We start from the raw sequence: 18,614 nt of genomic DNA, 5'->3' as shown, positions 1-18,614 counted from the left end.
GCATGAAGGTCCTTTGCTACAGCAAAGCGGCCTAATTCATTGATCCTGAATAAGCGATGCAGGAAAGCGTAAACTTTAGTATTTTTCTCCGTCATTCTGCACCATCAGCGCTCTTCTCAACCAGAGAGCGGAGGTTCATCATGTCATTGGTCATCGGTGGTCCATCAGGTTGTGCTTGAACAACCCGACCCTACCGGAAAACGCCGATGACCACCGCCATCGAGCTACACCTTCACGCCACCCTCCATGCTGACTATTCGACTGGCATGGCGGACCGCGGCTACGAAATTCCGCTATAGAACAAGTGATGCCCGATCTTCCTCTCCATCACCGCATGAGGTGAGTCGATCACCCAGCTGGGCTTGCTGATATAATCGGCGTGGTAGTGCAAGACGCCATCGGTGAAGTGATGGATCGTTCCACTCAGGGCGCGGCCGGCTACGTCGAAACAGACGTCGAAAGCCCTATTCCCGTTACCGGGAGACAGGGACAATATCTTCGTCCGATTCGGATCGTTGGCGTTCCAACAGGAGAATTGATACGGTTGCAGACAGACGGACGAAACTGACTTAGGATATCGTCCGGAGGCTGCCCTATTCACAACGACTTCGGCAACGGCCTCTTTGCCTTCCACGGGTTCACCTGCAGCTTCGCCGAAAATCGTCCGGGCCAGAATGAGCCGGTCGTCGCCGGTTGGAGGAACGATCGGGACGAGCAACCTGATCGATGCGATGCGGCTGATATCCAACGAGTCGGTACGGACCGTGTCTTTCTGGTTGCCGCCTACACACTTTATCTTGTCGGACGTCTCCAGGCGATTGATAGCGAAGCATACATGCCCCGTTGTTCCTGTGTCCTTGCTGGCATGCAAGATCACAACTGCGCCAGCCAATGTCTTCTGGATTCCCTGCTCGTAAAGCGAGCCTTTGCGTAGTTCCGCCGTTCCCCAACTCTTCCAGTTCGCTGCCGTCGCCGCGCCTTCCACCGACGGTGCTTCGTTTTGCGACATGCACCAAGCGGCAAACGCGCCGCACCACGGCTCAACGGATTCCGGATGATAAGACGTCGCATTGAAGTACTCTTCGATCCGCTGTTTGCCCGGCGGCGTATCCTCTGTGAGCTGACGGTCCTTCCACAGAAGTTCCTCAGTCTGGGCCGTTGCAAGCCACGGCCGATCGTCGCTCGCGGTCGGCAGCGCGACGAATTCCGGATAATGAGTTTTCAGTAGTCCGTAGGCTGACTTGAAGGCGTCCGCAAGGATGTTGGCGGTTTTCTCGACGAACTCGTCGACCGTTGTGACAACATCATTCGAACCTTGATTCAGAAACCTGCGGCGTCTCTTGATCAAAGCACCGAGAGCGGCGGCGTCCGGGTAGAACTTAGCCAACGCATCTTCGAGAGGCTGGTGCAACTCATCGCTCGCGTGGATCTTGTCGATAGCAAAGGCAGCTTTCGCTCCGACTAAACGAGATTGAAACAATAAAAGGAAGCTAGGTATGTACTCCTGTTGGGGCTCTTCGATAGCCGCGGTGCTGGCTTCCTGTTGGAGAAGTTTCCAATCTCGTTGGGTCAGGTAAGCGGCACACTGCACCTGCGCCAAGGCCTGAAAGCGTTGGAATGGCGAGAAGTCCGCATCGGGGTTCGCCTGCAGGAATTCCGCCCATTCTTCTTCCGATATCTGAAAGGGGCCGATCGCTGATGTTCCGGGTAGCCGGTTTTCGAACTTCGTAAATTCGGATTCGATTTCCGCAAGGGCAATCAAATAGTCGGCGAGTATCGCGACTGCGCCATGTGATCCGCCAGCGTTGCCCTCGATTTCGGCACGTCCGCACCGACGCACTAAATCGGCGATTGCCACCGGAGGCACCGACATCTCGACAGGGGCACCTATAAATTTCGTCTGTAGCCAGCCGAGCGAACCCACCGCCGTAGGTGTCGGACGGTATTCTGCTTCCCTCCATCCGGAGGGGGGTGTTGAATCCGATTCAATGGTTTCTTCGATGTATACAAGGTCGCCTGCGGCGAGTACGTCGATCGGATCGGCATCCACTTTGGCTTCCGACAAGGTGCAGGGCGAGTCGGCGTCCGGTACTACTATGACAAATGCCTGTTTCATTGTGCCCCCTGAGCCGAGCTGCTCGCGGTTCGTGCTGCCTGATTAATCCGTCTTTCGAGATCGCGGGACATAAGACCATCACGTGTCGCGTCTCCCGTTTTCAGATGATACGCCACACGTGCCAGTTTGATTTTTTCCCTGAGAGCTTTCGAGGTGAGGCTAGTAGCGTCTTGGTCCAAGAGCGGTGCGGGCTGCACTGTGTTCAAGCTCTTCACCAGCAGCTTCAGTCTGTCTGGCTTGTCACGATAGCTAACCGCCTCGAAGAAGTTGCCGATGCCCTTGGCCAAGTCTCCAGGTTGGCAACCGTAGGTGACGATGTCGGAATATTCCGCTTCGGTAATCGGCCCGGTCCGATCGCGCCCTTGCGTTTGCCGATAATTTTCGACTCCCGCCAGCGTGGTTTGTCCGGGCTTTCCGTCGTCTGGAACGCAGACACCCGCCTGCACAGCCTTGACGTCCGTCGAAGTGAAGCCGGCGTCGTCCGGAAACAAGCCCTTGCATTCAGGGCATTTTACCGTTTGGCGGATGACCCGCTGGTTTCCCGGACTGTAAGGGGAGAGAGGTTTTTTACCGGCCGAAATATTGAGAGCGTCGACCTCTTGGCCAACAGTCTCTTCCAGCGACGGAGAGCGCGTACCGGAGGCTGCCGAAAGTGCGTAGGTATTGGCGTCCAAGACGATCGTTTGAGGTGTGCAGATGCGCAAGTAGCCGCGCAATGCGAAAACCATCTCAGGCGTCCGCTGATAATTCAATCCGGAGAACTGGCGACGGTACTCCAGGCGGCGCTGGTAGACGATCTGCTTGATTGTAGTGCTCTCGAGCCCGGTAAGGAGCGAGTTATTGTAATTATCATAGAGGGAGATCGCGAGCCCAAGAGCTGCGGCGACGTAACCGATGGCGTCCATTCCCGCATTGGCAATCGTGAGCACCGTGGCGGAAGTGAAGGCAAGCGATGCGATCCCAGATTTGACGCGTAATGCTTCGGTTCGCTTAAAATCGATCCAAGCAAGATATCGATCGCACCTTTGATCAATGTCATTAAATCCCGTCTGAACAATTTCTCCGTAGTCTGAACACGTTTCGGACGAGCTACTTCCAACCAAACGCGCTTGCGAGCACAACTGACTGAAGTAAGACGATAGATTATTTGTATCAAAAGGCGTCCGCCTCGAATACAAGTCTTGTCCAACGCCCATATCGTTGCTGCCGGAGGCGCATCCGGTAACAAGCACCATAATAGACAATAAAAATGGGGCCACCCTCAACACGATAACAACCCCTCTACCGCGCAGACCGAAGGAGAACTTGCATTCATCCTATGCGCGTGTCAATAATAAAAAAAACTATTGCTTGTCTGGCTTATAGAATATTGGCTTCATGGCGCTCGATCGCGGTAAACAGCTTGCCGGATTTTGATGGTGAACGATATTAGAGCAGAAAGAACTGGAAGAACTAGGAGGTGTAGGTTCCCCGAGGTTTAGATGGATGCGGCGGCATCTTCTTCTCCAGTCGCGCGGCGAACTCGATCTCTTCGGGTGCGATCAGGTCATCTATCGGTCTGACATTCTTCAGGAGTTCCGGATGCTGACGGATCCAGCCATGCTGACCTGCAAGGTGGCCGCCGCGCTGGACCGGGTGCACGATGGTGTTGAAGCCCTGAAGCATCGCCCTTCTCGGTGACGATCTTTACCGAGATCATGTACGACTCCGGGGTGCCGCCGGTGTGTTCAACCTGGCGCACGGCGATAGAAATGGTGTTGGTAACGCGCTGACCGGCCATCCTAATGTTGACCTCGTCTCGTTTACCGGTTCGACACCAGCGGCATTCAGATGGCGCGCAATGCGGCGCTGACGGTGAAACGCGTCCATCAGAAACTGGGCGGCAAGTCACCCAACATCCTGCTGCCAAGCGCCGATCTCATCTTGCCGACTTCATCGACGCCTACAACTCGGGCGAAGATTGAAGACATTCAAGGGCCTTACGCCCTACAAGTTCATCTGCAAGCAGTGGACATCCGAGCCAAAACGATTCAGGTTAAATTCAATCCATGAAATGCCGGGACTGAACACCTAGCAGGTATGTTCCGGCGGTGTTTTGCGCGCCGCCGGAATCCCCCGGGAGCAATCAGGCGGCGCACTGCTCACGAGTCCATGGCTCCCTCGACTGGGTCGGAGGGCGGGTGAGCTTTGGAGCAAATGCAGCAACGGCGGATGGGATATGGGTGAATTTCGCTTCCGTCCCTTTATGGAGTCATTCGAAGTCAAAGACTTCACCATAAGGCTTGCAATCCAGCTCCCGGATCACAAAGGCTCCACCAGCAGACCTGCCGCCAGGGCATGGAAAGCCTCGACCGCCTTCGGCAGCACGCCCTGCGGATCTTCGCTGGCGGCGATCCAGAGGGCGGCATTGAGAGCGGCGCCACTCAGCAATCGGGCGGCCGCCTCTGCGTCAAGCGGCTTGAGGATGCCTTGTGCGATCAGGCGCTCCACCGTGCCCTTGGTCACCTGCAGACAGTTGTTCTGGCTCGGCCACTGCGAGGGATCACCCAGCACCGCAGGTCCGTCGAGCAGGACGATGCGCTGGACTTCCGGATTGAGCGCCATCTCGATATAGGCCGCCCCCTCGGCAAGCAGGCCCTGCCAATCGTTGCCCGCGCGCGCCCCGATCTCTTGCGCGCGCACCGCCATTTCCGTGTCGATCTGATCGACCACCGCCGCCAGCAGCCCGCGCTTGTCTTGGAAGTTGTGGTAAAGCGCGCCCCGTGTCAGACCGACGTCAGCCGTCAGTTCGTCCATCGATGCCGCGGAATACCCCTTTTCCGCAAAGGTCTTGCGCGCCGCCGCGATCAGCTTGACGCGGTTTTCCTGCATCGTTTCGCTGCGTTTCCTAGCCATTCAATCCCTCAATTTCATATACGAGGCGTATATGGACTTGACATGCGCGACGCATGCCATACATTTCATATACGAACCGTATATCAAATTGGGCGCAAGATGTGAAGCGAAACGCCGCGCTCAACGGTCGTTGTCAACAATGAAGAGAGACCAGAATGACCCAACGCGAAGCAATCTTTCCTGCCAACCGGCACGCTCTTTACGAGGAGCACGGCTATTCCGCCGCCATCCGATCCGGTGATCTGTTGTTTGTGTCTGGGCAGGTCGGCAGCCGTCCGGACGGAACACCCGAACCCGATTTCGAGAGCCAGGTGCGGCTGGCCTTTGAAAACCTGAAGGCCACGCTGAGTGCCGCGGGCTGCACGCTGGATGATATCGTCGATGTCACCAGCTTCCACACGGACCCTGAAAACCAGTTCGGAACGATCATGGCGGTCAAGCAGGAGATGTTCAGCAAGCCACCCTACCCGAATTGGACTGCCATCGGCGTAAACTGGCTCGCCGGCTTCGACTTCGAGATCAAGGTTATCGCCCGCATTCCGGGAAGTCACTGACATTGCCGGGGCCGCGTCTGTCACCGCATGAAGTGCCGGCAGGAGTGCGGCCCCGCGCTACCACCCCCTGGAGTTTTAAACGGCAGTACAACCTTAGGAGTTAAAGGTCCGACCTCACTCCGAGAGGCTTCCTTGAAGCGCGCCCGCGGATCATCGGTTACCCTCTGTTATTGTCTGCTTACATTGGCCCTGGCGCCGCAGAGAATAACCCCGCAACGCGCCGCGGTGCCATATATTTAGAAAAATCAACCGCATAATCTTGGGGAACAAAGATCTCCTCTGCGTGTTTTGACCGCATGGATCGTCATCTGATCCGCAAAATGGAGAAAACACCTATGAAGAAGATCGTCTTTGCGGCGGCAATTCTCGGCGCATCTGCCTTTGCAGCCCTTGCTCAAACAACACCGGCTCCATCTCCGGATGGAAATACACCTGCGGTTGCAACCCCAGACACCAAAAATCCGACTGCGCCCGTTGAGGGCGCCAACAGCTTTACCGAAGCTCAGGCGAAGGATCGCATTGCGGAAGCGGGTTACACCGACGTCAAGGATCTCAAGCTCGACGACAAGGGGATCTGGATGGCCGCCGGCATGAAGGACGGCAAAGCCGTCTCCATCGCCCTCGATTATCAAGGCAACATCGTCGCCAAGTAACCCCAAGGAGAAGCATGATGAAAACTGTAACCGGACTATTCGACGACTATTCGGACGCTCGCTCCGCCGTCAGCAAATTGGAAGCGGCAGGCATTCCCTCAAACGACATCAGTATCGTCTCCAACAAGGCTGGCCGCATCGATCGCGACAATGACGTTGCCGAGGATGCAGCGACGGGGGCTGGCATTGGCGCCGCCGTCGGCGGCGCTGGCGGCCTGCTTACCGGACTGGGCCTGATGGCTATTCCCGGTGTCGGGCCGGTGGTTGCCGCAGGCTGGCTTGCCGCGACTGCGGCGGGGGCTGTCGCCGGCGCCGTCGCTGGCGGTGCCGCTGGTGGCCTGATCGGTGCACTGACCGACTCCGGCGTCCCGGAAGATGATGCTCACCTTTATGCCGAAGGTGTCCGCCGCGGCGGCAGCCTGGTCACGGCCAAGGTCGACGACGCCCGTGCCTCCGAGGCGCAGGCTATTCTCCAGGGTTCAAACTGGGTCGACCCGGTCGAACGTCGGCGTGCCTATAACGAGCAGGGCTGGACCCGCTTCGACGACACGCTCGATCCGTACGCCCCCGAGCAGATCGAGCAGGAGCGCGACCGGTATCGCCGGACGATCTAACCGGCCTTGAGTTCAACCCTCCTTGCACGTCGCAAGGAGGGTTGAAGCGTTGATCTCACACAGAGCAGCGGATACCAATCCGCTCAGTTTCCGGTGGCCAATCGTCACTCGTCGCAACTGGCTCAGGTGGTCTTGAGCGTGCCGTTCATCCCTTCCGGATAGAAGCCGCCCTTGCTCACTCCGTCCTTGTCAGTGAGGTAGACGATCCGGAGCACCTCCTGCGGCGTTCTGGTGAACGCGATCGCATCGGGCGTCGAGGGAACGATGTTGGCTTTTCCGTCCCCCTGGATCCCCTGGTCCTTATCGTCTGATCCGTCGATTTTGTCTCGGGCATCGGAGACAGCGTTGGCGGCCTTCCAGGCTTCCTCTCCCTTTCGGTAGAGCGTAGATCGCGCCATTCCCATGTGATAGGCCTCGACCGCCAGGATGCCTGCGGCTGCGGCGAGGAAGTCCTTGTTTTTCAGAACTGTCGCCGCACCGGCATAGGCGGTGACGCCGACATCCTCGAACACCATCCCGCCGAGAACGAAGTTCGTCTCGTTGCCGAAGGGGTCGAAGTCCGGCCCGAGGCCCGCTGCTTCCGCGACGGCTTTGAAGCCCGCACCGAAATCGATGGCCGGCCTGTCAACCGCGTTGGTTCCAAGCGTCTTGCGGTAGAAGCGGACGTGCGCGAGTTCGTTTTCCGCGACTTCCTGCATGAATTCGCCGATGGCCGGCGTCTCGAACGAGACTTGCTTTCCACCAACGACGTCGCCGGGTTTCGAACCGGCATCGGCTGCGTCGATGCCCATTCCGGTGGTGCCGCGGAGGTAGTATTCAGCCTCCATATATTCGAGGTTGAGCGCAAAGCGGAAAATGTCCTCGTCCGATATGTCCTGTGCCAATACCGGCGAAGGCCGCGTAATTCCGCTGAGTGCCACTCCGGCACCGAGTACGATAAGTCCCTGAAGCGACTGACGCCGGGATAGGTGAAGTGCGCCCTGCATGGCGGTCTCCTATGTTTGTTGATTCAACACCGCTGTCAGCACCGCGGCACCGAATGCATTTGCCTGACGATTAGATGGTCCGGGCCGCCAAAATATTCCCGTGTCCCGCTACAAAGGCCCTGCGAAAGGAGCCGGCGTAATCTCGGCGTGGACGGCGTCTAGGCGCGCTCAGTCGCCGCGTTCAACAGATGAGTAGCCTTTCGAACCAGGCGAATTGCGAGCCGATCGAGGACTGATTGCGCGAGGCGGTCACAACGAGCGCCAGCGAAGAGAAACGTATCCGTGAACACGGTGGCGAGCTTGTCCCGCAGCGTTTCGCGGAGCAGCCGGCGTGCGCGATAAAGACGGGTGCTCACTGTCTGAGGTCGCAATGCCAAAAGAAAAGCCGTTTCCTCAATGCTCATTTCCTCGACGTCCCGCAAGACAAAGACGATGCGAAAGGGCTCTGGCAAGTCACTGACGGCTCGCTCCAGCAGGCCGCGGATTTCAGCGAGAGCGGCCGCCTCTTCGGGATCAGGCTTGTGTGCGCTGAACGGAGCGACCATGCCTTCGATGGCTTTCGCGTCTACGGTGGGTCGCCTTTTCCGGCGGCGTCCCAGCGCCTCGTTCAGCGCGATCCGGGTGAGCCAGGTCGACAGCCGCGCCTCCGCGCGGAATTCGGCCAGATGGGTGAAGGCGTGGATGTAGGTTTCCTGAAGTACGTCCTCCGCCTCGGTGTCGTCATTCAGGACGGCGCGGGCGACCCGGTGAAGCCGCTGATTGTGACGCTTGATGATTAGCCAGAATGCGGCGGGGTCAAGCTGTCGCGCGTGTTCAACCAACCCCGCGTCGTCAAGGTCCTCGATCCTCACTGCCTCGGTGGATCCGCTCGGCTTCATCATGGGCGCTCCAGATGCATCAGCTTACTATGAGATGGGCGTTTTCCGGCTTTTCGGTCTGCGGCCAGGTGGAGACTTGGGACTCTACCGGACCAGAGGTCTGCTGACCAAGTAAATCGGACTTGTTACGAAGCAGTTCTATCTTCCGGTTTTGGTGCAACTGAGACTTCCAGCGTGGTCGCCGGCGATGCCTGCTTTCAGGAAGCGGCAAAGATGATCTCTACGGCCGACATGAGGGCGCAAAGCAGCCTTATCCTTCGATAACCAAAAAAGTCCGCTCTTAGGGCTGAAGGCGGACCGACAGTTTTCGCCTCCGAGGCGCAGCCTATTCTCCAGGGGTCAAACTGGGGCGACCCGGTCGAACGTCGCCGTGCCTATAACGAGCAGGGCTGGACCCGCTTCGACGACACGCTCGATCCATACGCCCCTGAGCAGATCGCGCAGGAGCGCGACCGGTATCGGCGGACGGATCTAACCGGCCTTGAGACCAACCCTCCTTGCACGTGGCGAGGAGGGTTGAGGTGTTGCCCCCCGCATCAATCGAGGCTGGGATCCACGGGGACAAGATCCTTTCAGAGACTCGCTCCCAAACAATGAATATTCGTCATCATCGGCTCATCGCCTCGACATGGCAGCCGCGATATTTAGCGTGAAGGGATTACCTGTCAGGCGTGTTACAGTCTCTTTGTCCAGTTGAGCCTCCGGCCGGTTGGCGTTGTTGCCGAGTGATGACTTGCTCCGTGAGTCTCCGGCCCATGAGGGCCTCCCTATGCAAACGATCCCCATCGTACATTTCGAAGCTGCGAGCACTCTTGCCGTGGTGGTATCATCCAACGAGCCGCTGCTGTTCCTATCCGACGACCTGAAGGTCATCGCGGCGAGCGCGTCGTTCTGCCGGGCCTTCGACATCGACCCCAAGACCGTTTGCGGCCAACGCCTCAGCGAAATTGGCAACGGCGAATGGGCGATGCCCAAGCTTGCATCACTGCTGAGGGCTACGGCCTCTGGAAGTGCCAACATCGAAGCCTACGAAATCGACTTTCAACGGCCGAACCAGAAAACACGGCACTTGGTCGTCAATGCGCGCACGCTCGATGACGGCGATATCGATCATATTCGCCTGCTTCTGGCCATCACCGACGTGACCGATGTTCGCGCCGAGGCTCGGCTGAAAGATGATCTCGTTCGCGATAATGCGATCCTGCTGCAGGAGGTCCAGCACAGGGTCGCCAACAGTCTCCAGATCATTGCCAGCGTTCTCATGCAGAGCGCCCGCCGGGTCCAGTCGGAAGAAGCGCGCGGGCACCTCCACAACGCCCATCACCGGGTCATGTCGATTGCAACCCTGCAACGCCAACTCTCGACGTCCAACGGCGGCAAGGTCGAACTCCGCACCTATCTGACTCAGCTTTGCCAAAGCCTCGGCGCATCGATGATCGCTGACCCGGACAGGCTCTCGATTCAGGTGACGGCCGACGACAGCGCCGTGGACGCGGACGTTTCCGTTCGCTTGGGGCTTATTGTGACCGAGCTTGCAATCAACGCCCTCAAGCACGCCTTTCCCGATGAGCGAACGGGCACAATCGTCATCGACTATCGATCATCCGGCGACGACTGGGCCCTCTCCGTTACCGACAACGGCATCGGCATGCCTGCGGGTCGCGAAGCACCAAAGGCCGGCCTGGGGACTGGCATTGTGGAGGCGCTGGTAAAGACCCTGAATGGCGAAATTCAGCTGAGCGATGCGGGTCCCGGCACCGCCGTCACCATCAGCAACCAGGAAAGCGCCGGTTCCCGCGAGATTTCTACGGCCGCGTAGGAACCGAATGGCTTCCTACACGCTATCCCATCGGAGCCTGCGAGGCTCACACCTCCAATGGACCGAGTGAGCGATGAGAAATGGCAAGGCGGTCGTCCTGGTCGTCGAAGACAGCACGATCATTCGGATGGGTGCCGTCGATCTGGTGCTCTCTGCGGGATACGAAGCGCTTGAGGCCTGCGATGCGGACGAGGCAATCGGCATCCTCGAGTCCCGAGACGACGTCGATCTGGTTTTCACCGATGTTCAGATGCCTGGCACGATGGACGGCATCAAGCTCTCCCATTACATCAGGGATCGGTGGCCACCTGTCAGGTTGATTGTTGCATCCGGCGAAGCAATCCTCGAAGAGAGCAATCTCCCCACGGGAAGCCGGTTCTTCTCGAAACCCTACGACGACCACGCGATTACTGATGCAATGGCCCATCTGCTGTCGATCGGGAATAGGACTGGCTGGTAAGCTAAGGGTCTTTCGGCTGTGGGGCTCTGGGCGCGTAGCGTCCTTCTCGAGGAGTACGGCGCGCCGTCTGAAACGTAACCGCAGGAACCGAACATTGACACAACCCGCAGCCGATAAGGTCCGCTTCAAATTTGTGACGCAATGTCCAAGGGATGATGGCTGCGGCGTTTTCGTCCTGCAGATGCTGACGGGCAAACCCTACGACCAGATTGCCAGCATGATCGATTGGGGCGTTCAGACCAATCATTACACGACGTGGAAAGAACTGCGCGACGTGCTGACCGAGTTGGGCTGGCGGACTGGCGGATTACGCAAGGCAGACAGCTGGGGCGATGTTCGCGGGGTAGCGGTCGTCCATGTCGAAGGAGACCACTTCATCCTCTATGACGCCGATAACGGCGTCTTCTATGATCCGGGGCAACCCGATGGCCCCGATCTGCATAGCCGCCTCGTTCCTATGAGCTACATTGCAGTGCAATCGCCGGAGAACGGTGTGTAAATCAAGAGGCGGTCCTATTCCGCGCTATCGGATCTTGACAGGACGTGACATTTTGAGGTACGTACATCATCATACCGACCAAGCCAAGACCTGCGCTGCACCAACAATCAAGCCGAACCCTCAAGCGGGGCTGATCAAGCCAACAACAGAGCTTCGAAAGGCAATGGAATGAAGGAGTTCAAGGTCAATCCAGACTTCGCCATAACAGATGAACAATCTCTTCGAAGTCTGTTTGACGCGACACATGCGCTGGCCATACAGAAGTGTCAGGACACGCTTAGCAAGCATGCGCAAGCCTTTATCCGGCGTTCGCCATTCCTGTGTATCGGCACCCAGAATCTGGATGGACAGGCCGACGTCAGTCCCCGCGGCGACCCTGCCGGCTTTGTCAAAATTCTCGATGAGCGCACGCTGGCGATACCGGATCGACCCGGCAATAACCGCCTCGATACGCTGGTCAATATTCTCGCCAATCCCACCGTTGGACTATTGTTCATCATTCCGGGATTTGACGACACATTGCGGGTGAATGGGCGCGCCACTCTGACGACCGACCCCGAACTTCTCGGGAGCATGAGTGTCAATGACCGCGCTCCCAAGCTCGCAATCGTGGTCAAGGTGAGCGAGGTCTTCATGCACTGCGCCAAGGCATTTCGGCGCTCTCACTTGTGGAACCCAGATCATTTCCAGGATCGCACTCAGATGCCGTCAATTGTAAAGATCATTCTGGATCAGACAACCGGCGCGCCAAGCGACGAGGATGCGATGCGCAAAATCGATGACGATCTCGAAGATGAATACAAGAGGACGCTTTACTAGAGCAATTCCAGGAAAAGTGCGAAGCGGTTTTCCGTCCGGAATTGCGTAAAAACAAAAGGATAGAGCGGTTCTGCGCTTCCGTTAAAAGCTGAACCGCTCTAACTCAACGGCCGACCTCGACCGCCAACCATCTCACCCTCAGAGCAGCCTACCCACCCCAAATATGCAAATGAAGCGAACCTTGTTTGCCTCCAGCCGGCTTGATGCGAAGCTGATCCGGGCGTAGTTCAGGATACATAGCCACCCTCTCCTTCGACACCGATCTGAAACGAACCCATGGCGCACTCCCTCAATACAGCCCCCTCGCCCGCCGGCGGCCCCAACCAGCCCAAACTCGATACGGACGACATCTGGCAGGCCCGCGTCGATCTTGCCGCCTGCTTCCGGATGGCGGCAAGGCTCGGCATGGAGGAAGGGATCTGCAACCACTTCTCTGCCGTCGTCCCTGGATATGACGACCTGTTCATCGTCAACCCTTACGGCTACGCTTTTGCCGAACTGACGGCCTCGATGTTGTTGATCTGCGATTTTCACGGCAACGTCGTGTCGGGCAGCGGGCAGCCCGAGGCCACCGCTTTTTACATCCACGCCAGGATTCACAAGAACATTCCCCGCGCCAAGGCGGCGTTCCACACCCATATGCCCTATGCCACCGCCCTTTCGATGACGGAGGGCGATCCGCTGATCTTTGCCGGGCAGACCGCCTTGAAATTCTATGGACGCACGGCCGTCGACCGCAACTATAACGGCTTGGCGCTCGACGCGCGCGAGGGCGATCGCATCGCGGCGGCGATCGGCGATGCCGACATCGTCTTCATGAAGCACCACGGCGTGATGGTCTGCGCACCGAATATCGCCGAGGCCTGGGACGACCTCTATTACCTCGAGCGCGCCTGCGAAGTGCAGACGCTCGCCCTGTCGACCGGACGCGAAGTCCTTGCCGTCGCGCCTGAGATTGCGGAAGCGGCGTACCGGCAAATGCGCGAAGGAGACCCGGAGTCGGCCCGGCTCCATCTGGAGTCCGTGAAGCGCGCGCTTGATCGCAGCGAGCCCGAATACAAGCGCTGAGCCGCAGACCGCGGTTTAGGCGTGTGCCGGCCGCCAATGCGGATAGGTGACATAAGCGGTGAGCGCGCCCTCCTCATGCGAACGGATGGTCACCGCCTCGCCCTTGGGCATGTAAACGATCTCGCCTGGCCCGGCGGTGACCGTTCCCCCGTCCGTCGAGACCGAAAGCCGTCCTTCCAGAACGATCATCACATCGTCAACCGCCATCGTCTCGGTAAGGCTCTGGCCGGGCGCGTAGCGTCCATAGCCGATAGTGATCGGCCCTCCATGCCGCTCGTCGACCAGATTGCCGACGGAGATGTCTGCCTCCTGTCCGGGGGAACGCTCCAACGACGCATCGGCGATCGTGAACTTACGCATCTTCATCGTCTTCCTCCATTGCCGCATGCAGAGGTAGCGCGGAAATTTCACACGCCAAGACGGATTGCAAACGCTCGAGGAGGAGGTTCCCGGTCTTGTGGTTTCCTCGCCATAGAGAACGGCGGGTGGAGCATGGCAACACGCTTCCCCCCACCCTCCGTCATCCCAGGCCTTGAGCCTGGGATCCATGCCCGTTGCCAATGGTTGGATCTAGGGCAAGCCAACTTCAACAGCAGAAATCATGTTTGGCAAAAGCTCATCTGATAATCTGGGAAGTCATCTGCCCGTTCCGGCTGAACAAACTCTACAACGAATGTCCGATCAGGAAATTGCCACCCAAGCTTGGCCATGTAGATTTCGCGCAGCCGTTCGCCCAGGATCGCCAGCTTGTCGCCCGCCATATCCGTGCATGCCGAGTGCTGAATGTCGGCGATGTGAAAATGGTTCATCACCCATTCGATAGACTGGCGCGTTGCCTCAGGATTTTGTTCGAACGATCGCAAACCCTCAATATTGAAACCATCAACGAGAACATATTTTTCAAACGCTACGAAGCGCGGCCAGAATATCTCTGAATAGCCTACGGCAAGTGAGAAATTTCCGCTGTTGGCGGTCCAGTCCCGGAGGCTGATCCCTCGACCATCATTCCAGGCTGCGAGTTCTGATTTCATACTATTTGGAATGTTTCCCAATCGTCCCCTCCTTGTCATCTAAGCTTGTCGAGACGAGAGAAGCCTAACGCATCACTTCTTTCCAAGGAACGGCGGAAACTCCTGGCGCCCGGTTGCGCCTGAAGCCACTCCCCGCCCGTCACCTTACGAATCCGTAAGTTGCGGCCAAGCCGTCCTCTCGGTTAGATCTCGCCCCAGCCATGCCGGGAACGATCGGGCTGATGCGAATCCTGCTTATCGAGGACGATACCAAGACGTCCGATTATATCGCCAAGGGCTTTTCCGAGGCCGGACATGTCTGTGACGTGGTTAGCGATGGCCGCGATGGGCTGTTTCAGGCGCAGCGCGAGGCCTATGACGTCATCGTCGTCGATCGCATGCTTCCGGGCCTCGATGGGCTGGCGATCGTGCGTTCACTGAGGGCTGCCAAGGTCGGCACATCGGCGCTGTTCCTGACGTCGATCGGCGGCGTCGACGATCGGGTCGAGGGGCTGGAGGCGGGCGGTGACGATTATCTCGTCAAACCCTTTTGCCTTCTCCGAGCTCATGGCGCGCGTCAATGCGCTTGGCCGGCGGCCGCCGGTGCAGGAGCAGAGGACGGTGCTGAAGGTTGCCGATCTCGAACTCGATCTGATCCGGCGCGAGGCCCGCCGCGCCGGCCAGGTGATCGAGCTGCAGCCGCGCGAATTCACCCTGCTCGAGGTGCTGATGCGCGGCGAAGGCCGGGTCATCACCAAGACGATGCTGTTGGAGCGGGTCTGGGATTTCCACTTCGATCCGAAGACCAGCGTCGTCGAGACCCATATCAGCCGGCTCAGGGCAAAAGTCGACAAGCCATTCCAGGTCCAGCTTCTGCATACGGTCCGCAACACCGGATACAGCCTGCATGCGCCTCGTTAGAACAGGATGATTTCAGGCCCCATCGGCCTGAAAATCTCAAATCCTGTTCGCAATTTAAAGAGTAAGAGCATGATGTCGTCCGAAAACCGCGCACACTTTTCGGCATCATGCTCTAGCCTGCGCAGGAGCACGCCGTTCCGGCTTGCCGTCACCTTCGGCGTGCTCTTCGTCGTCACCTTCATCTTGAGCGGCGCGATCATCTATCACATGCTGCGCTTCGGCCTTGCGCATGATCTCGAACAGTCGCTCAACGAGATGAATTCGCTGATCGTTTCGACCTACGAGCCCAACGATACCGAGGATCTGGTCAACACGCTGAACAATTATGCAAGCTTCCAGTCGACCTCCGATGGGCTCTATTCGCTGACGGATGCAGGCGGGCGCAAGCTTGCCGGCAATTTCGCCGCACCCCGCATCCCGAACGGCGTCTACACCGTCACCTCTAGGGATGTCGGGCTGAAGGGGCATGAACGCTACCGGATGGAGGTCTCGACCATCGGCCCCTACAGCCTGGTGGTGGCGGAAAACTTCAACGATGTCGACGAAATGCTGCGGATCGTGCTGGTGAGCTTCGAATGGGCGGCTGCGATCGTCGTCGCGACCGCGATCGGCGGCGGCGTCTTTCTCGCCGTTCGCGCCCAGGCGCGGCTGGACAGGGTCGCGCTGACCATGAACGACGTCTCGCACGGGGCGCTCGACGCCCGCATTCCGATCACCGGAAACGGCGACGATCTCGATACGGTGGCGATCCAGATCAACGCGGCGCTGGAGCGGCTGCAGAGATTGGTCGAGAGCATGCGGCAAGTGAGCGCCGATATCGCCCACGATCTGAAGACGCCGCTCAACAGGCTGCGCCTGACGCTGGATGCCGCGGTGGCTGGAAACGACCAGCAGGCGGATGTTTCGGCGCTGCTTGACGAAGCGAGACACGAGAGCGACCGGATCAACGCCACCTTCGAGGCGCTGCTGCGCATTTCCCAGATCGAGGCCGGCGCCCGCAAGGAGCGCTTCCAGGCAACCGATATCGACGCCGTGCTTGCTGTCATTTCCGAGGTCTATGTCGATGTCGCGGAAGACGCGCTGATGGCGTTGAGGATCGCGGAGCGCTGTCCCGCACTCATCCGGGGCGATCGCGATCTGCTGACGCAGATGATCGCCAACCTGGTGGAGAACGCGATCAACCACTGCCCGGCCGGAACCGGCATCACCGTTTCGCTGCGCTGTCAGGGCGGCCGCGCCATCGTCTCGGTCGCCGATACCGGTCCGGGTATTCCCGCCGATGAAAGGGACAAGGTCTTCCGACGTCTCTACCGGCTCGACAAGAGCCGCGCGACGCCGGGAAGCGGCCTCGGGCTCAGCCTCGTCAAGGCGATCGCCGACCTGCATTCGGCTGAGATCACCATGGCGGACAATCATCCCGGCCTCATTCTCTCGATCGCCTTTCCGCTCATCTCGGCTGAGAAATCCTAACCGCTCATTCGCCAGGCCGCGAGCCGGCGGAAGCGGCGAGCAAAGCGGCGCACTTCGGCCGCCGTGCGATAGGGCAGGACGCTCCACGGCCGGCGGCGGCCAAGCCGGTATGCCGACAGCCCTGCCTGGATCTGGGAACAGGGATCGGCCCTTTGGCTCACCGGCGCCGGATCGACGAAACAGGCGCTCAGCCCATCATCGAACTCCAGATCGAAGGCGAGATCATAGGGCAGGCGCATGGGGACAAGCGCACCGGCGATCCACCCCGCCGCCTTGCGGTTGATCAGATAAGCGCCGGACCCCTTCTCGCGGGTCAGCGCGATGGCAAGCGAGCGCGACGCGGTCAGCGGCTCCACCTTGTGCTTTCGCCCGGAATTGACCGTCGACAGCCGCAGGATGTCCCAGCGCGCCTGGTGCTCGAGGGCGGCATCGAGCAGCTCGGCCAGATCGTCATCGAAATCGAGATCGTCTTCCAGAATGAGCGCGAACTCGGCATGGCTGGCAAGGAAGCGCTTGGCGCATTCGACATGGCTGAGATAACAGCCGATCTCGAAAGGGTTCGGCCGGCGGCCGTGCCGGCTGAGATAGGCTGCTTCGTCAAAGCCCGGATGCGGCAGGCTTAGCCCCGCGCCATCGACCGCCGCCACGCGCTCGAAGGCCAGGCCGAGGCTTGCCAGCAGGCGCTCCATTCGAAACCGGCGCAATGGCGCTCGGTCGAGATTGATCAGGTAGGTGTTGACCCGCAGGCTGACCGGATGGATCGCCGGCATAAGGGCGGCAGGTGTGGCGCGCATGTTCATGAGAGCTGGCCTCGACTTGACAATGATGGCGCCAAGCCTGCGCTCCAAACCTCACGGGGACCTCGCCCCAACCATACATTTTGGTAAGCTGCGAGGGTCGAACGGCCGGGGCTGCATTCTTACGGATTGGTATGATCCCGGCAAAGTGCGCGCAAGAATGGCGCGCTACCAGCTCTCCTGCGGCATGCAGTGGACGCCTCCCTTCCCGCGATCGAAACCGACAACCAGCGCGCCTTCGATGACGACAGCGACCCACTGCGTGCCGCGCCGGATGACCCTTGGCAACGGAGTCCTGGGGATCCGGCTAAGACGGCCCCAACCTCCGTCATTCCAGGCCTTGAGCCTGGAATCCATGCCACGGCTGACGGAGGCGAGAGTGGATCCTCGGGTCAAGCCCGAGGAGGACGGAGCGGGGGGGTGAGCTTTTGGAGCAAGGACAGCGACGCATCCGGACATGATCGACGGGCATCGCCGATCCTTGCCTCGTAACTATCATCATCGTTGGTGTCTCGCCCAGTTGTGTCGGCAGCGTTTATCGAGAAAAGTTGCGACATGAGTGAACACATCAAGATCGACATTGACGCCCTCCGCAAAATTGGGTGGGATCATTGGGACCCTATCGGAATTCGTCAGCTCGATGATTCAGCTTGGCGAAACAACGCAGCCGATGAATACGACACCTATCTCCTTCAGGCCGCCCACATGATCCTGCAGGGCTCGACATGCGAAACAGTTGCTGCCTACCTCGATGACATCACTTCCGATTCGATGGCACTCGGACCTCCAAGCGAGGCCGTTCATCGCGCTTCCCTGCGTACCGCTGAAGCAATCTCGGCCTATTTGCAGGTCGATCGAGCAAGTTTTTGACGCGCAGGCTTCTTCGAACAGTCTTCGCAAAGGAGAAAATCTTGGGGAGGTTTCCGATCTGAAGCCAGGGGCCAGCGGCAAGCTGAATGCCAGGCTGGTCCTGGGACCTACCTGCTATTTTGCAATATGAAGGGACACTACGAAGCCGGGATGGAAGCCAAGCTGACGGTTACGCCGTAGGGGCG

At 58.9% G+C, this 18,614-nt stretch carries 18 protein-coding genes and 4 pseudogenes; 14 read left to right on the top strand and 8 right to left on the bottom strand.

Features of this window, described 5'->3' with window-relative positions:
• Positions 1-280 precede the first annotated feature (280 nt).
• A complete protein-coding gene (locus tag B5P46_RS08440) occupies positions 281-2,116 on the bottom strand; it encodes a cell wall hydrolase (RefSeq protein WP_129418277.1) in 1,836 nt (611 codons plus the stop codon).
• Positions 2,113-3,384 (bottom strand): hypothetical protein, encoded by a 1,272-nt coding sequence (locus B5P46_RS08435; RefSeq protein WP_129418276.1) that lies wholly within the window; start codon positions 3,382-3,384, stop codon positions 2,113-2,115. The genes B5P46_RS08440 and B5P46_RS08435 overlap by 4 nt, the downstream gene beginning before the upstream one ends.
• 334 nt (positions 3,385-3,718) lie before the next feature.
• Here B5P46_RS08435 and B5P46_RS35515 point away from each other — a divergent pair.
• Together B5P46_RS35515 and B5P46_RS34320 are read left to right on the top strand one after the other, a co-directional pair.
• Positions 3,719-4,036 (top strand): annotated as a pseudogene (locus B5P46_RS35515) (aldehyde dehydrogenase family protein); the annotation flags it as partial.
• Positions 4,021-4,190 (top strand): annotated as a pseudogene (locus B5P46_RS34320) (IS481 family transposase); the annotation flags it as partial. The pseudogenes B5P46_RS35515 and B5P46_RS34320, both read left to right, overlap by 16 nt.
• Positions 4,191-4,417: 227 nt before the next feature.
• On the opposite strand, the gene B5P46_RS08420 reads toward B5P46_RS34320, so the two are convergent.
• Positions 4,418-5,011, bottom strand: a complete 594-nt coding sequence (locus tag B5P46_RS08420) for a TetR/AcrR family transcriptional regulator (protein WP_129418274.1) — start codon at positions 5,009-5,011, stop codon at positions 4,418-4,420.
• Between the two features lie 155 nt (positions 5,012-5,166).
• Between B5P46_RS08420 and B5P46_RS08415 the strand changes: the two genes are divergently transcribed.
• The 3 genes from B5P46_RS08415 to B5P46_RS08405 all read left to right on the top strand — a co-directional run bounded on the left by B5P46_RS08415 (position 5,167) and on the right by B5P46_RS08405 (position 6,832).
• Positions 5,167-5,565, top strand: a complete 399-nt coding sequence (locus B5P46_RS08415) for a RidA family protein (RefSeq protein ID WP_129418273.1) — start codon at positions 5,167-5,169, stop codon at positions 5,563-5,565.
• Between the two features lie 335 nt (positions 5,566-5,900).
• Positions 5,901-6,218, top strand: coding sequence for a PepSY domain-containing protein (locus B5P46_RS08410; protein WP_129418272.1), 318 nt, complete (start codon positions 5,901-5,903; stop codon positions 6,216-6,218).
• Between the two features lie 17 nt (positions 6,219-6,235).
• On the top strand, positions 6,236-6,832 hold the full coding sequence (locus B5P46_RS08405; protein WP_129418862.1) for a general stress protein: 597 nt from the start codon (positions 6,236-6,238) through the stop codon (positions 6,830-6,832).
• A 122-nt stretch (positions 6,833-6,954) separates the two neighbouring features.
• On the opposite strand, the gene B5P46_RS08400 is transcribed toward B5P46_RS08405, so the two are convergent.
• Both B5P46_RS08400 and B5P46_RS08395 read right to left on the bottom strand, forming a co-directional pair.
• On the bottom strand, positions 6,955-7,818 hold the full coding sequence (locus B5P46_RS08400) for a ferritin-like domain-containing protein (protein WP_432431468.1): 864 nt from the start codon (positions 7,816-7,818) through the stop codon (positions 6,955-6,957).
• Positions 7,819-7,976: 158 nt separating this feature from the next.
• The gene (locus B5P46_RS08395; RefSeq protein ID WP_129418271.1) at positions 7,977-8,699 is read right to left on the bottom strand and encodes an RNA polymerase sigma factor; all 723 of its coding nucleotides are present in this window, start codon (positions 8,697-8,699) and stop codon (positions 7,977-7,979) included.
• A gap of 766 nt (positions 8,700-9,465) precedes the next feature.
• On the opposite strand from B5P46_RS08395, the gene B5P46_RS08390 reads away from it, so the two are divergent.
• From B5P46_RS08390 to B5P46_RS08370, 5 genes are all read left to right on the top strand, one after another.
• The gene (locus B5P46_RS08390; protein ID WP_129418270.1) at positions 9,466-10,515 is read left to right on the top strand and encodes a sensor histidine kinase; all 1,050 of its coding nucleotides are present in this window, start codon (positions 9,466-9,468) and stop codon (positions 10,513-10,515) included.
• Positions 10,516-10,588: 73 nt separating this feature from the next.
• The gene (locus B5P46_RS08385) at positions 10,589-10,975 is read left to right on the top strand and encodes a response regulator (protein ID WP_129418269.1); all 387 of its coding nucleotides are present in this window, start codon (positions 10,589-10,591) and stop codon (positions 10,973-10,975) included.
• Positions 10,976-11,069: 94 nt separating this feature from the next.
• A complete protein-coding gene (locus tag B5P46_RS08380; protein ID WP_245456117.1) occupies positions 11,070-11,474 on the top strand; it encodes a hypothetical protein in 405 nt (134 codons plus the stop codon).
• Between the two features lie 168 nt (positions 11,475-11,642).
• Complete coding sequence (locus tag B5P46_RS08375) at positions 11,643-12,293, top strand: pyridoxamine 5'-phosphate oxidase family protein (RefSeq protein WP_129418268.1); 651 nt, start codon at positions 11,643-11,645, stop codon at positions 12,291-12,293.
• A gap of 276 nt (positions 12,294-12,569) precedes the next feature.
• The gene (locus B5P46_RS08370) at positions 12,570-13,361 is read left to right on the top strand and encodes an aldolase (RefSeq protein ID WP_129418267.1); all 792 of its coding nucleotides are present in this window, start codon (positions 12,570-12,572) and stop codon (positions 13,359-13,361) included.
• A gap of 15 nt (positions 13,362-13,376) precedes the next feature.
• Here the strand turns inward: B5P46_RS08370 and B5P46_RS08365 are convergent, their stop codons facing one another.
• The gene (locus B5P46_RS08365) at positions 13,377-13,727 is read right to left on the bottom strand and encodes an AraC family ligand binding domain-containing protein (protein ID WP_129418266.1); all 351 of its coding nucleotides are present in this window, start codon (positions 13,725-13,727) and stop codon (positions 13,377-13,379) included.
• 233 nt (positions 13,728-13,960) lie between these two features.
• Positions 13,961-14,413, bottom strand: coding sequence for a hypothetical protein (locus B5P46_RS08360; RefSeq protein ID WP_129418265.1), 453 nt, complete (start codon positions 14,411-14,413; stop codon positions 13,961-13,963).
• A gap of 200 nt (positions 14,414-14,613) precedes the next feature.
• Here B5P46_RS08360 and B5P46_RS08355 point away from each other — a divergent pair.
• A pseudogene (locus tag B5P46_RS08355) lies at positions 14,614-15,292 on the top strand (winged helix-turn-helix domain-containing protein).
• A gap of 69 nt (positions 15,293-15,361) precedes the next feature.
• The gene (locus B5P46_RS08350; protein ID WP_129418264.1) at positions 15,362-16,762 is read left to right on the top strand and encodes a sensor histidine kinase; all 1,401 of its coding nucleotides are present in this window, start codon (positions 15,362-15,364) and stop codon (positions 16,760-16,762) included.
• Here the strand turns inward: B5P46_RS08350 and B5P46_RS08345 are convergent.
• The gene (locus B5P46_RS08345) at positions 16,759-17,562 is read right to left on the bottom strand and encodes a glycosyltransferase family 25 protein (RefSeq protein WP_129418263.1); all 804 of its coding nucleotides are present in this window, start codon (positions 17,560-17,562) and stop codon (positions 16,759-16,761) included. The genes B5P46_RS08350 and B5P46_RS08345 overlap by 4 nt on opposite strands.
• A 552-nt stretch (positions 17,563-18,114) precedes the next feature.
• Here B5P46_RS08345 and B5P46_RS08340 point away from each other — a divergent pair.
• A complete protein-coding gene (locus B5P46_RS08340; protein ID WP_129418262.1) occupies positions 18,115-18,429 on the top strand; it encodes a hypothetical protein in 315 nt (104 codons plus the stop codon).
• 28 nt (positions 18,430-18,457) lie between these two features.
• A pseudogene (locus B5P46_RS34840) lies at positions 18,458-18,609 on the top strand (copper resistance protein); the annotation flags it as partial.
• Positions 18,610-18,614 lie beyond the last annotated feature (5 nt).

It is taken from the genome of Rhizobium leguminosarum, from assembly GCF_004123835.1.
GTDB classification, from domain to species: Bacteria; Pseudomonadota; Alphaproteobacteria; order Rhizobiales; family Rhizobiaceae; genus Rhizobium; species Rhizobium leguminosarum_M.
The sequence above is the reverse complement of the archived record's forward strand: the minus strand, read 5'-3'. Positions and strand labels throughout refer to the sequence as shown.

Bases quoted from the DNA above. Each gene is read 5' to 3' on its own strand.
- B5P46_RS08370 (WP_129418267.1), top strand. From the start codon at position 12,570: ATGGCGCACTCCCTCAATACAGCCCCCTCGCCCGCCGGCGGCCCCAAC.
- B5P46_RS08365 (WP_129418266.1), bottom strand. From the start codon at position 13,727: ATGAAGATGCGTAAGTTCACGATCGCCGATGCGTCGTTGGAGCGTTCC.
- B5P46_RS08440 (WP_129418277.1), bottom strand. From the start codon at position 2,116: ATGAAACAGGCATTTGTCATAGTAGTACCGGACGCCGACTCGCCCTGC.
- B5P46_RS08405 (WP_129418862.1), top strand. From the start codon at position 6,236: ATGAAAACTGTAACCGGACTATTCGACGACTATTCGGACGCTCGCTCC.
- B5P46_RS08375 (WP_129418268.1), top strand. From the start codon at position 11,643: ATGAAGGAGTTCAAGGTCAATCCAGACTTCGCCATAACAGATGAACAA.
- B5P46_RS08420 (WP_129418274.1), bottom strand. From the start codon at position 5,011: ATGGCTAGGAAACGCAGCGAAACGATGCAGGAAAACCGCGTCAAGCTG.
- B5P46_RS08415 (WP_129418273.1), top strand. From the start codon at position 5,167: ATGACCCAACGCGAAGCAATCTTTCCTGCCAACCGGCACGCTCTTTAC.
- B5P46_RS08390 (WP_129418270.1), top strand. From the start codon at position 9,466: ATGCAAACGATCCCCATCGTACATTTCGAAGCTGCGAGCACTCTTGCC.
- B5P46_RS08395 (WP_129418271.1), bottom strand. From the start codon at position 8,699: ATGATGAAGCCGAGCGGATCCACCGAGGCAGTGAGGATCGAGGACCTT.
- B5P46_RS08385 (WP_129418269.1), top strand. From the start codon at position 10,589: ATGAGAAATGGCAAGGCGGTCGTCCTGGTCGTCGAAGACAGCACGATC.
- B5P46_RS08345 (WP_129418263.1), bottom strand. From the start codon at position 17,562: ATGAACATGCGCGCCACACCTGCCGCCCTTATGCCGGCGATCCATCCG.
- B5P46_RS08350 (WP_129418264.1), top strand. From the start codon at position 15,362: ATGATGTCGTCCGAAAACCGCGCACACTTTTCGGCATCATGCTCTAGC.
- B5P46_RS08410 (WP_129418272.1), top strand. From the start codon at position 5,901: ATGAAGAAGATCGTCTTTGCGGCGGCAATTCTCGGCGCATCTGCCTTT.
- B5P46_RS08400 (WP_432431468.1), bottom strand. From the start codon at position 7,818: ATGCAGGGCGCACTTCACCTATCCCGGCGTCAGTCGCTTCAGGGACTT.
- B5P46_RS08340 (WP_129418262.1), top strand. From the start codon at position 18,115: ATGAGTGAACACATCAAGATCGACATTGACGCCCTCCGCAAAATTGGG.